At 63.9% G+C, this 12,551-nt stretch carries 11 protein-coding genes; 7 read left to right on the plus strand and 4 right to left on the minus strand.

What is annotated here, in order from left to right; all coding sequences use genetic code 11:
- The first annotated feature begins 66 nt into the window (after positions 1 to 66).
- Complete coding sequence (locus AAG799_RS19720; RefSeq protein WP_341898572.1) at positions 67 to 1,011, plus strand: dihydrodipicolinate synthase family protein; 945 nt, start codon at positions 67 to 69, stop codon at positions 1,009 to 1,011.
- Position 1,012: 1 nt separating this feature from the next.
- On the opposite strand, the gene AAG799_RS19725 is transcribed toward AAG799_RS19720, so the two are convergent.
- Together AAG799_RS19725 and AAG799_RS19730 are read right to left on the minus strand one after the other, a co-directional pair.
- Entirely contained in the window at positions 1,013 to 2,122 is a 1,110-nt protein-coding gene (locus tag AAG799_RS19725; protein ID WP_341898573.1) for an alpha/beta hydrolase, read from the minus strand.
- Between the two features lie 189 nt (positions 2,123 to 2,311).
- On the minus strand, positions 2,312 to 4,015 hold the full coding sequence (locus AAG799_RS19730) for an AMP-binding protein (RefSeq protein ID WP_341898574.1): 1,704 nt from the start codon (positions 4,013 to 4,015) through the stop codon (positions 2,312 to 2,314).
- Positions 4,016 to 4,238: 223 nt separating this feature from the next.
- Here AAG799_RS19730 and AAG799_RS19735 point away from each other — a divergent pair, with 223 nt between their 5' ends.
- Positions 4,239 to 5,951: an EAL domain-containing protein gene (locus tag AAG799_RS19735; protein ID WP_341898575.1), complete on the plus strand. Its 1,713-nt coding sequence runs from the start codon at positions 4,239 to 4,241 to the stop codon at positions 5,949 to 5,951.
- Here the strand turns inward: AAG799_RS19735 and AAG799_RS19740 are convergent.
- Entirely contained in the window at positions 5,948 to 6,814 is an 867-nt protein-coding gene (locus AAG799_RS19740; protein ID WP_341898576.1) for a MaoC/PaaZ C-terminal domain-containing protein, read from the minus strand. The two genes, AAG799_RS19735 and AAG799_RS19740, sit on opposite strands and share 4 nt — an antisense overlap.
- Positions 6,815 to 6,930: 116 nt before the next feature.
- Here AAG799_RS19740 and AAG799_RS19745 point away from each other — a divergent pair, with 116 nt between their 5' ends.
- Complete coding sequence (locus tag AAG799_RS19745) at positions 6,931 to 7,779, plus strand: crotonase/enoyl-CoA hydratase family protein (protein WP_341898577.1); 849 nt, start codon at positions 6,931 to 6,933, stop codon at positions 7,777 to 7,779.
- Here AAG799_RS19745 and AAG799_RS19750 read toward each other — a convergent pair whose 3' ends face one another.
- Complete coding sequence (locus tag AAG799_RS19750; protein ID WP_341898578.1) at positions 7,780 to 8,202, minus strand: PaaI family thioesterase; 423 nt, start codon at positions 8,200 to 8,202, stop codon at positions 7,780 to 7,782. It lies immediately after the preceding gene.
- A gap of 130 nt (positions 8,203 to 8,332) precedes the next feature.
- On the opposite strand from AAG799_RS19750, the gene AAG799_RS19755 reads away from it, so the two are divergent.
- Genes AAG799_RS19755 through AAG799_RS19770 form a run of 4 tightly spaced genes read left to right on the plus strand, consistent with a single transcriptional unit; the run spans position 8,333 to position 12,398 of the window.
- Positions 8,333 to 9,523, plus strand: coding sequence for an acyl-CoA dehydrogenase family protein (locus tag AAG799_RS19755; protein ID WP_341898579.1), 1,191 nt, complete (start codon positions 8,333 to 8,335; stop codon positions 9,521 to 9,523).
- 34 nt (positions 9,524 to 9,557) lie between these two features.
- Complete coding sequence (locus tag AAG799_RS19760; protein WP_341898580.1) at positions 9,558 to 10,688, plus strand: acyl-CoA dehydrogenase family protein; 1,131 nt, start codon at positions 9,558 to 9,560, stop codon at positions 10,686 to 10,688.
- 17 nt (positions 10,689 to 10,705) lie between these two features.
- Complete coding sequence (locus AAG799_RS19765; RefSeq protein WP_341898581.1) at positions 10,706 to 11,563, plus strand: phytanoyl-CoA dioxygenase family protein; 858 nt, start codon at positions 10,706 to 10,708, stop codon at positions 11,561 to 11,563.
- A gap of 34 nt (positions 11,564 to 11,597) precedes the next feature.
- Positions 11,598 to 12,398 carry a phosphodiesterase gene (locus tag AAG799_RS19770; protein ID WP_341898582.1) on the plus strand — a complete coding sequence of 267 codons (801 nt, stop codon included), beginning with the start codon at positions 11,598 to 11,600 and terminating at the stop codon, positions 12,396 to 12,398.
- Positions 12,399 to 12,551: the final 153 nt, after the last annotated feature.

The raw sequence follows: 12,551 nt of genomic DNA on the forward strand, positions 1-12,551 counted from the left end.
AGCAGGAGACGGAAGGTGATTACTCTAGCAGATTACTAGGGGAAGCGCCCAGTTGGAGCAAAAAGAATGAAGACGACGTCCGTAACCGCGGCCGATCTGGCTGTATCCGTGTTCGCCGTGCCCCCGCTGGCACGCTATTCCGACCTGACGCTGAATGAAGACGCGAATCGCCAGCTGATCGGTTATCTCGAGGCTGGCGGCGTGCGCAGCCTGATGTATGGCGGCAATGCCAATTTCTACAATATTTCGGTCGGCGAATATGCCGAAGTGCTGGATTTCCTGGTCGATGCGGTTGGCCCCGATACCTGGTTGATTCCCTCCTTTGGTCCCGATTACGGCAAGTTGATCGACCAGGCCCGCATCCTGCGAGGGTCCAAGGTACCGACCGCCATGGCGCTGCCGATGACCTTCCCGGCCACCTCTGAGGGGATCGAGACCGGCCTGCGCCGGGCCGCCGTGACCATGGGCAAACCGATCATCCTGTATATCAAGTCCGACAACTATATCGCGCCGGAGGCGGCCGGCCGGCTGGTGGCCGAGGGCATGGTCTGCGCCGTCAAATACGGCACGGTGCGTACCGATCCGGCGCAGGACGATTACCTGAAAAAGCTGCTCGACCATGTCGAGGCCAGGCTGGTGATCAGCGGGATCGGCGAGCGCCCGGCGATCACGCATCTGCGCCAGTTCGGCCTTGGCGGTTTCACTTCGGGCTCGGTCTGCGTGGCGCCGCGCGGCTCCATGGCCTTGCTGCAGGCTATCAAGCGCGGCGACTGGGCGGCAGCCGAGCGGTTGCGCGAGGCCTATCTGCCGCTGGAAGACCTGCGCGATGGCATCAGTCCGATCCGGACCCTGCATGATGCCGTGACGCTGGCCGGCATAGCCGATATGGGACCCATGCTGCCGCTGATGACCGGGTTGAATGTGGCCGAGCGCCAGCGGGTCGCGCCAGCGGCCCAGGCGCTGAGAGCCTGGGATGCGGACCTGGAAGGTGCCGCCCGCGCGGCCGAATAGGTCAGTTGGCGCGGCGCAGGAGAGCGTTGGCCTTGTCGTCGGGCTTGGCGGGATCGTGACGGCTGACGGCCAGGGTGTCGTCGGCACTCGGCCGGACTTCATAGATGTAGCGCCCCAGCTTCCATGACGCAGCGTCGCCTTGCCGCGTCAGCGCCAGTTCGTAATTCTCTGGCCGTTCGCTGGAGATGCTGAGCCCGGAGCGATACAAGCCCTTGCGCGTGCCGCTGGTTTCGCTGCTGAAGGCCAGCAGGGTATAGCGCCCGTGACTCCAGGTGCCCTGCCATGCGCCGGCGATGGGGTCACCCGCCTGCCGCGGGAATTCCGGGGGCACCGCGATGCGGAAGGTGGCGAGCGTGGTGGGGCTGTCGTCGCAGGAGGGGGCCGTGCCAGTCTCGACGAAGACATAGATGCAAGGGCCGAAACGGCGCGCGAAGTTCCAGGTCTGTCCGGCGCCGTGGCCCTTCAGGCTGCCGAAGCCGGGCTGGCTGATCACGAAATGCGAGACGCCGTATTTGCTCAGGGTCTGGCTCACCCAGGGGCCGCGGATATTCGGCGCATGGGCTTCGTAATAGTCATCTCCCTCGAAATAGGCGACCGCGACCCTGGCTTTTGCGCCTTCGTATTTCTCCCAGATCGTGCGCATGGTGAAATCGTTCTGGCGCCAGGCATTGTTCGGCGTCGAGCCGCCGCCATGGGCTGCAGGCGCGGTGGCGATGACGGCATCCACCGCGGCGCCATAGCGCACGGCTTCGATCGAGGCATAGGCGCCGGCCGACTGTCCCATCAGCACGATGCGTTTGTAGCCCATGGACTGGGCCTTCTCGATGCCGGACTGGACGATCTGCAGAGCGCGGGTGCGGTCGTCGTTACCCCAGCCGCGATATAGCGTGTAGACGTCCCAGCCCTGCTGGCCGAAATAGAGCGCCAGCGGCGAGGCCTTTTCGCTGGCTGCGGTTTCGCCGCGGCCATGGTTCCAGATCACCAGGCCCTTGGCCTTTTCCGGCCCCAGCGTCGGTGGTGCGGCGACACTGTATTCTGCCGGCTTGAGCTCGAAATGCTTGCCTTCAACCATGACCTGGCCGAACGCTGCTGCCGGCAGCAGCGCTGCCATTGTCCAAACCATTGCCCCAAGTCTCACTGGATTCCCCCAAGTCATGGTCATTGCTGCCACGGTGAAGGCGGCGCGGGGGACAGGCAAGGCCAACGGTGTGAAATCAGCCTAAAAAATGCCACGAGGTCACAAAAATGAACGGCCCGGCGGTGGGCCGGGCCGTTGCAGTGAGGGTGAGGCGGGGGCGAATCAGTCGCCGGCACCCGCCTTTTTCTTTTCTTCCTCGACCAGTTCCTTCTTCGACAGCTTGCCGATCAGGGTCTTGGGCAGGGCATCGCGGAATTCGATGGCCGCCGGCATTTCATGCTTGCCCAGCTTGTCGCTCAGGAAGGCTTTCGCCTCCTCGTAGGTGAAGGGCTTGGCATCGGGCTTCAGCTTGATGAAGGCCTTGGCCGACTGGCCGCGATACTGGTCGGGAATGCCGATCACGGTGCATTCCTCGACGCTGGGATGCTCGTAGATCGCTTCCTCGATGTTGCGCGGATAGACGTTGAAGCCGCCCGACAGGATCATGTCCTTCTTGCGATCGACGATGAAGATATAGCCATCCTCGTCGATATAGCCGACATCGCCGGTGTGGAAACGGCCGCCGGCGAAGGCTTCCGCCGTCGCTTCCGGCTTGTTCCAGTAGCCCTTCATCACATTCGGGCCGGTGATGCAGATCTCGCCGGTTTCGTTGATGCCCTTCACCTTCAGCGGGTCATCCACATCGACGATCTCGATGGTCACGCCGGGCAGCGGCAGGCCGCAGGAACCGCGCTTGCGCTTGCCGCCATAGACGGTCTGGGTGCCGGCCGGCGAGGTCTCGGTCATGCCCCAGCCTTCAATCATCTTGTGGCCGGTCACCTGCTCGAACTTGTCCTGCACTTCCACCGGCAGCGGCGCGCCGCCCGAGGCGCAGAATTTCAGCGCCGAAAGATCGTAATCCTTCAGGTTGGGCAGGTTGACGATGGCGGCATACATGGTGGGCACGCCGGGGAAGATGCTGATCTTCTTCTTGTGCAGGTCTTCCACCACCGCCTTCAGCTCGAAGCGGGGATGCAGGAAGAACTGCGCGCCGATGGTGAGCATGCGCAGCAGTACGGCGCTCAGGCCATAGATGTGGAACATCGGCAGCACCATGAGCACGCGCTCTTTGCCGTCGTCCAGGTTGAGCAGCTGATTGCCCTCGGTCCAGCTGCCATACATATGGACGGCGGCGGTGATGTTGCCATGTGTCAGCATGGCACCCTTGGGCTGGCCGGTGGTGCCGCCGGTATATTGCAGGATCGCCACTTCCTCGGCCGGATCCTTCACCGGATGCGGCGTGTAGCGGCCGTCATTGGCGATCAGGTCGGCGAAGCGGATATGCTTGTCGTCGTTCGGGACGGCGGCGATTTCCTTGCCCTTGGCCAGCGGGAACAGCAGGTTCTTGGGGAAGGGCAGCACATCGGGCAGGCGGCAGACCACGACCTTTTTCAGGCGCGTGGTGCCGATCATCTTGGCAATATTGGGATACAGCGCCTTGAGATCGAGCGTGACGATGATGTCGGTCTGGCTGTCTTCGATCTTGTAGCGCAACTCGCGCTCGGCATCGAGCGGGCTGTAATTCACCACCCGGCCGCCGGCCTTGAGGATGGCGAAGAAGCAGATCACGTAATGCGGTGTGTTGGGCAGGAACAGGCCGACATGCACGCCGGGACCGACGCCAAGCTGCTGGAAGCCCTTGGCCGCGCGATCCACCAGATCGGAGACCGCGGCATAGGTATAGCCCTTGCCCATGAAATCGAGACAGGGGTTCGGTGCGAAGCGGGCCACCGCATCGTCAAGCAGGGTCCAGATCGGTTTGGCCTGGAAATTCTGTGCCCAGGTCACACCGGCCGGATAGGATTTTTCCCAGAACGGAGCGGTCATTATTTATCCCCCTAGACTTAGTCAGGGTCCGGCCGGCTGCACCGGCCCGGACCGGGCCATTCTAGGAACCGGCCGGCATCAAAGCAACGTGGCGCTGCGTCAAGCTAATTCGGTTCATCTGGACGGCGGCAGACCCTGTGTATAACCCGGGCGCCGGGTTGCGCCCTTGGGCGGCGGCTGGCACACTCCGGGCCGAATTTTCATGTTTCCACACGAGGCCAGAATGGGCGCCAAGGATATGCGGGCGGAGCGCGACCGTTTTGTCGCCTTCGCCTTCTCCGCGGCCGACCTGATGCTGGAAGTATCCGGCGAGGGCCTGATCACTTTCGCCTCCGGTGCTGCGCGACTGATTGCCGGCGCCGAGGCCGAAGCGCTGCTTGGCAGCAAATTCGCCGAACTGATCGACGAGTCCGACCGCCATTTCGTGCTCAACCTGCTGGCCGGCCTGCCGGTCGGCGGCCGGATCGAGCCCGTCACCGTGCGCCTGTTGCAGGCGGATGGCAGCCCGGGCGCCATCTGCGTGCTGGGTGGCTGCTGCCTGCCGCGGCAGGATGGCCGTTATTACCTGACGTTCTCCAATGCCCGGCTGCCGCAGGCGGAAACCGCGCTGCTCAACAAGCGCGATTACCAGACCGGCCTGCTCGGTTCTGACGATTTCGAGGCCCTGGCCGGCGACCGCCTGAAGCTGGCGCGCGAGCTGGGTTCGGAAGTGAAGCTGACCCTGATCGAGATCGTCGGCCTGAAGGAACTGGTCGAATCGCTGCGGCCCGATGAAAGCCAGAGCCTGATGGGCGATGTCGGCGCGCTGATCCGCGCCAAGTCGATCGGCGGCGACACGGCCGGCCAGATCGATTCCGAGAAATACGGCATCCTGCATGCCAGCACGATCGACCAGAATGCCGTGGCCGAGCAGGTGCGCAACCTGATCAAGAAGAGCGGCGGCGCGGCAGTGGCCGAGGTGGTGGAGACGCTGGGCGTGCGCGGTGCCACCCTGGATCTGCATCTGAAGGCGATGAGCGACGAGGATGCCACCAGTGCCATGGCCTTTGCCGTTGACCGTTTCGCCAGCGAAGGTGCCGCTGCCTTCGCCCTGCATTCCACCGAAGAAAGCCTGAAGGCCCTGCTGCAGAAGACGGTATCGCGCGTGCGCGCGCTGCGTTCTGCGGTCGCCAGCCGGCAGTTCCAGCTGGTGTTCCAGCCGATCGTGCGGCTGGATACCCGCACGCTGCATCATTACGAGGCGCTGTCGCGCTTCGAGGATGGCGGCTCGCCGTTCGAGACCATCCGGCTGGCCGAAGGCGTGCACATGATCGGCGAATTCGATCTCGCCGTGGTGCATCGCGTGGTCGAGATGCTGGCCGAGCGCCGCCGCCAGGGCGAGATCATCGATGTTGCCGTCAACCTGTCGGGCCACAGCCTGGAAAGCGCGGTCTTCATGGCCGCCCTGCGCGAGATCATGGCCGACGATCCGGGCCTGCGCCGGCAGCTGATCTTTGAAATCACGGAATCGACCCAGATTACCAACTTGGTGCATGCCGCCAATGCGGTGCGCCAGCTGCGCGAGGACGGCCATTCCGTCTGTCTCGACGATTTTGGCGCCGGCGCGGCCTCCTTCCCCTATCTGCAGGCGCTGGAGGTCGATTACGTCAAGATCGACGGCGCCTATGTGAAGGCGCTGCAGACCCAGGGCCAGATGCGCGATCAGGCCATCCTCAAGGGCATGGTCTGGCTCTGCAAGGAACTGAAGATCGGCACCGTGGCCGAGATGGTGGAAACCGAGGACCAGGCCCGCCTGCTGCTCGATTTCGGCATCGATTACGGCCAGGGCTATCTGTTCGGCTATCCCGAGGCCGTGCCGCAGATGGAGCCGCTCAGGCTCGACGACGCGCCCGGCAATCACCGCAGCCCGAACGAGTTCAAGCTGAACCGGCGCTAGCCTCTCAATTCGACCCGGCCGTGATCCAGCACCACCACGTCGCGCTCCGCCACCCGGGCGCGGAACGACACGATGTTGTCGTCGCGCCAAAGCTCTGTGTGGATGGTCTCGCCCGGAAACACCGGCGCGGTGAAGCGCGCGTTGATATCGGCGATCTTTGATGGATCGTGATTGCAGGCGGCTTTCACCACGGCACGCACGGCGATGCCATAGCTGCACAGGCCATGCAGGATCGGGCGCGGGAAGCCGGCAGCGGCGGCGAAGGCCGGTTCGGCATGCAGCGGGTTGCGGTCGCCGCACAGACGATAGAACAGCGCCTGGTTGGGCTGCGTCTTCAGCGTCACGCCGGCATCGGCGGCGCGGTCGGGGATGACATGCGGCTTGGGCGGCAGCTCTTCAGGCTTGCGCAGCGGGCCGCCGAAACCGCCATCGCCGCGGGCAAAGGTGGTGGAGAGCAGCGTGACCAGCGTGTCGCCGCTGGTCGCATCGCTGATGGTGTTCTCCACCAGCATGATGGCGCCCTTGCCGGCGCCCTTGTCGAACACATCCTTGATCCGGATCTTCGATTTCACCCGGCCACTGGGCGGCATCGGCTTGTGCAGGGTGATGCGCTGCTCGCCATGCACCACCATCACGTAATTGATGCCGGTGCGCGGCGTCCAGCTGTCGTCCCAGCAGATCACGGTGGACAGGCTGGGCAGGGCGGTCAGGTTTTTCTCGAAGACGAAGGGCAGTTCGTCGAGGTCCATCGGATCCTGGCCCATGCCGACACTCAGCGCATAGAGCATGGTTTCGCGATCCGTGAAGCTGACCTCACGGGCCGGGATGTCGAGCGCGATCAGTTCGTCATAGACAATCGCCATGGTTCCTCCCTTAATTCGTCCTGTACCCTTTTCGCGACTCTAGCGGCGTAGACCGCCGGTCGCCAGCCTTGACGTAACGTCAGGGCCAAAGAGCTAAAAGTGACGTGGAGGAAGCAATGACCTACAAGACCTTCGATTTCACCGTCGCCGATCACGTGGCCCAGATCGTATTCAACCGGCCGGACAAGGCGAATGCGATGATCCTGCCCTTCTGGCAGGAAATGGTGAATGTCTTTGCCGAAATCGAGGACCGGCCCGAGATCCGCGCCGTGGTGATTTCCTCCACCGGCAAGCATTTCACCGGCGGCCTCGATCTTTCCGCCTTTGCCAATATCGCCGGCGACATGATGCGTGGCGACCGCGGCCGTGCCGGCGAGCAGATGCGCCGTGCCGTGGCCGAGATGCAGGAAAGCTTTGCCGTGATCGACCGCTGCCGCGTGCCGGTGCTGGCTGCAGTGCAAGGCGGCTGTGTCGGCGGCGGTGTCGACCTGATCTCGGCCTGCGACATGCGTTACTGCACGGCGGATGCCTGGTTCTGCATCCAGGAAATCAACATCGGCATGACCGCCGATGTCGGCACCCTGCAGCGCCTGCCGCATCTGATGCCCGAAGGCCTAGTGCGCGAACTGGCCTATACCGGCCGCCGCATGCCGGCGGCCGAGGCTTTCCGCGCCGGCCTGGTCAATCAGGTGTTCGACAGCCAGGACGACATGCTGGCCTTCGCGCAGGATGTGGCCCGCACGGTTGCGTCGAAATCGCCGCTCGCCATCCATGGCACCAAGGAAATGCTGAACTACACCCGCGACCACAGCGTGGCCGATGCCCTGAACTACATGCAGGTCTGGCAGGCCGGCATGTTCCTGACCGGCGACCTGATGGAAGCCATGCAGGCCAATCAGGAAAAACGTCCAGCGAAATTCCCCGATCTGCTGCCGGCAAGGAAGCTGGTGCAGAAGCGTCGCTGACTAGCTGACGCCCAGCACCTTCCAGATACCCTCGGCGGTCAGCACCACCTTCTCATTCACCGTGGCGGTGCCCTGGATGAAAATCAGACTGCGGGTCTGGCGCACGATGCGGCCGCGCATCTCGATGAAGTCGCCCGGCTTCACGGCGGCGATGAACTGGTTGTTCAGCGACACCGTGGCGCAGGCGGCGCGCTCTACCGCATCCCAGACCATCCAGCCCAGCACATGGTCGGCCAGCGTCATCAGCATGCCGCCATGCACCACGCCGCGCGAATTGGTATGGCGCTCTTCCGCCAGCAGGCCATAGGCAGAACCGGCCGGGCCTTCGGCTTCGCGCCTGACCCAGATCGGGCCGACCTGCTGGGTGAAGGGGCCCTGGCCGGAACGCTGCTTCCAGCCGGCGGACGTTGGGTCGAAAGTCATCAGATTGTCCTTAGGTTACAGCACGAATTGAGCAACTGAATCGCCCCAATGCAAGGCCTTCCGCAGCGTCACGCGCTTGCCTGTCGCAGCCGGGAGACTTAACCTTCCCGCAGTTACAGGGAGAAACGCCATGGATCTCGAATTCACGGCCGAGGAACGCGCCTTCCGCGACGAGGTGCGTGCATTCATCCGCGACAACCTGCCGCCGGCACTGGCCGAGAAGACGCGGCAGCGTATCCATCTCGACAAGGCCGACTTCGTTGCCTGGCACAAGATCCTGCATGCCCGTGGCTGGGGCGCGCCGAACTGGCCGAAGCAGCATGGCGGTCCGGGCTGGAGTCCGGTGCAGCGCTATATCTTCGATGAGGAATGCGCCACTGCCGATGCGCCGCCACTGGTGCCCTTCGGCATCAGCATGGTAGGGCCGGTGATCTATACCTTCGGCACCGACGCGCAGAAGGCGAAATACCTGCCCCGTATCGTCAGCATGGAAGACTGGTGGTGCCAGGGCTATTCCGAACCCGGCTCCGGCTCCGATCTCGCAAGCTTGCGCACGCGCGCCGAGAGCGAAGGCGATCACTATGTGGTCAACGGCCACAAGATCTGGACCACCCAGGCGCAGCACGCGAACATGATGTTCTGCCTGGTGCGCACCGACGCACAGGCCAAGCCGCAGGAGGGCATTTCCTTCCTGTTGATCGACATGACTGACCCGGGCATCCAGGTGCGGCCGATCATCTCAATCGACGAAGGGCACAGCGTCAACGAGGTGTTCCTCGACAATGTCCGTGTGCCCAAGGCCAATCTCATAGGGCAGGAGGGCAAGGGCTGGACCTATGCCAAATTCCTGCTTGGTAATGAACGCACCGGCATCGCCGAGGTCGCTACCTCCAAGCAACGTCTCAAGCGCCTGAAACAGATCGCCCGCGCCGAACAGTCCTGTGGTCGGCCGCTGCTGCAGGATCCCGATTTCCGCGCCAAGGTGGCCGCCATCGAGATCGACCTGCTGGCGCTGGAATACACCAACCTGCGCATGCTGGCGGCCGAGAATGCCGGCAAGGGCGTGGGGCCGGAAGCCAGCATGCTGAAAATCCGCGGTTCGGAAATCCAGCAGAACCTGACCGAACTGGCCTGCGAGGCGCTGGGCTATTACGCCGCGCCTTACGAACACCGGCCCGATGGCTCCAACCAGCCGCCGGTTGGCCCCGATTACGCGCAGGGCCGGATGGAATCCTATCTGTATTATCGCGCCACCACGATCTATGGCGGCTCGAATGAAATTCAGCGCAACATCATCGCCAAGATGGTGCTGGGCCTCTGAACATAGCGACACGCAAGACAGGAAAGAGCGAGAGATGGATTTCCAATTGTCTGAGGAACAGACCCTGCTGGCCGACAGTGTCGAAAGCTGGCTGCAGGACAAATATGATTTCGATCGCTGGCGCAAACTGGTGAAGACCGATCTGGGCTATGCACAGGAAAACTGGAAGACCATGGCCGAACTGGGCTGGCTGGGCATTTCGCTGCCGGAAGAGGCCGGCGGGCTGGGCGGTTCTGCGGTCGACACCATGCTGCTGGCCGAACGCTTTGGTCGCCACATGGTGGCCGAGCCCTATCTCTCCACCGTGATCCTGGGCGGCGGCCTGATCCAGGTGGCCGGCGATGCCGAGCAGCAGGCCGAATGGCTGCCGGCGATTGCCGAGGGCACGGCGAAATGGGCCTTCGCCCATGCCGAGCACGGCTCGCGCTTTGCCCTGAACGAGACCCGCACCAGGGCGACGAAAAGCGGCGCCGGCGGTTGGACGCTGAGCGGCAAGAAGATCGTGGTCTGGGACGCGGCCAGCGCCGACCGGCTGATCGTGCTGGCCCGCTCGGCCGGCGGAGACACGGATGAGAAGGGCCTCGGCCTTTTCGTGGTCGATGCCGCGGGTGCCGGTGTAGTGCGGCAGGACTACCGCACGGTGGATAACCGGCGCGCCAGCGACATCCAGTTCAGCGATGCGCCGGTGCTGGCCGTTCTGGGCGATCCGGCCCATGCACTGCCGGCGGTCGAGACCGTGGTGGATCAGGCGATTGCCTTCATGGCCTCTGAAGCCGTCGGCGCCATGGCGGCCCTGCATGAAACCACGCTGGCCTATGCCAAGACGCGCAAGCAGTTCGGCCGCGCCATCGGCGATTTCCAGGTGATCCAGCATCGCCTGGTCGACATGCTGATGCAGGTGGAAAGTGCACGTTCGCTGGCGCTGCTCGCCAGCCTCAAGGCGGCGGCCGAACCCAAGGAGCGTGCCAAGGCAGCGGCCGCGGCCAAGGTGCAGATCGGCCGTTCGGGACGGTTCGTCGGCCAGCAGGCGGTGCAGGTGCATGGCGGCATGGGTATGACCGATGAGCTGAATGTCGGCCATTACATGAAGCGGCTGATGATGATCGACACCACCTTTGGCAATGCCGACCACCATCAGCGGCGGTTTGCAGCCCTCAGCGACTAGAGAGACGGAGGCCCGGCATGGAAAAGATGGTCGTCAGGGACGTCAGCCAGTATTTCCGTGCCGAGCTTGCCCGCAAATACCGTTCCACCGCCGGCAGCCAGGATCAGGTCGATCCGTCCCTGGTCGACGCCCTGATGGCGGAGATCGAGCGCGACGGCTATGTGATCCTGGAAAACCTGTTCTCGGCCGAGGAGGCCGCAGCCATGCGCGCGGCGCTGGCGCCGCACTACCACGACCATCTCGGCCGCAACAGTTTCGAGGGCTTCGGCACCAAGCGGCTGTATGCCGTGATCGAGAAGACGCTGGCCTGCAATCCGCTGGTCGAGCATCCGGTGATCCTCGCGCTGCTGGATCGTATCTTCGAGCCGAACTACCTGCTGTCGCAGCTGCAGGCCATCGACATCCTGCCCGGCGAAGCCGCGCAGCCGCTGCATCATGACGATGCCTTTTATCCGGTGCCGCGGCCGCGCGCCGCATTGGGCGCGGCCACCATCATGGCGATTGACGACTTCACCGTCGAGAATGGCGCCACCGTGCTGATCCCGGGCAGCCATAAATGGGATGGTCGCATGCCGACAGCGGAAGATGCCGCCCGCGCCGTGCCTGCGGTGATGCCCAGCGGCTCGGTGCTGTTTTTCATCGGCACGCTGTGGCATGGCGGCGGCGCCAATGTCAGCGACAAAAGCCGGCTCTGCGTCACCGCCCAGTATTGCGCGCCCTGGTGCCGCCAGCAGGAGAATTTCAGCCTGTCGGTCTCACGCGAGCGGGTCAGGCAATGCAGCGAGCATGTCCGCCGCATGCTGGGCTACAGCATCCATCCGCCCTTCATGGGTTTCGTGAACGGCCTGCACCCCAAGCGGCTGCTGGAAGACTGACGCTGGCGCAAAGGCCCGGTTATACTGGCCGGGCATGCTGATCGCGCAGATTTCCGATCCCCATATCCGGCCGCAGGGCCAGCTCTATCAGGGCGTCATCGATTCCAACGCGATGTTCGCTACCGCCGTGCAACATCTGAACGGCCTCGATCCGCGGCCCGATCTGGTGCTGCTGACCGGCGATATCGTCGATCATGGCGATCCGGCGGAATATGCCATGGCCCGCAGGCTGATGGCCGAGTTGCAGATTCCGTATCTGGTGATCCCCGGCAATCACGATGAGCGTGCGGCTTTCCGCGCGGCCTTCGCCGATCAGGCTTATCTCCCCAGCGCCGACGGCCCGCTGCATTATGTGGTGGATGATCGCGGCCCCGTGCGGATTGTCGCGCTCGATGTCACCATTCCCGGCAAGCATCATGGCCTGGTCGATGCGGCTGCACTGGCCTGGCTGGAAGACGCCTTGTCAGCCGCGCCAGAGCGGCCGACCCTGCTGATGCTGCACCAGCCACCGTTTGCCACCGGCATTCCCTATATGGATCCCTACTGGTGCGCGGGCGGCGAGGCACTGGCAGCGCTGCTGCGCCGCCACAGCCAGGTCGAGCGCATCACCTGCGGCCATGTACACCGCTTCATGCAGCTGCGCTTCGGCGGCACCAGCCTGTGCACCGCGCCCAGCACCACGACCACGATTGCACTACAGCTGCAGCCCGATGCCAAGCCGGCATCCTATATCGAACCGCCGGCCTTCCTGCTGCATCACTGGCTGGCCGGGACCGGCCTGATCACGCATTTCTGCCCGATCGGCCAGTTCCCGGGGCCGTATCCATTCGCCTGAGGCTAGGCTTAGGCGCTGACGAGCGTCTTGAAGCCGCCATAGCACATGCGCTTCACGTCGAAGGGCATGTCCTTGGGGTCCGGGCACATCGCCTGGATGCGCGGGTCTTTCATCACCTTGGCATTCACGGCGTCGCGATGTTTGCGCGACTTG

The sequence above is a fragment of the Ferrovibrio terrae genome, from assembly GCF_943371255.1.
Lineage (GTDB): Bacteria > Pseudomonadota > Alphaproteobacteria > Ferrovibrionales > Ferrovibrionaceae > Ferrovibrio > Ferrovibrio terrae_B.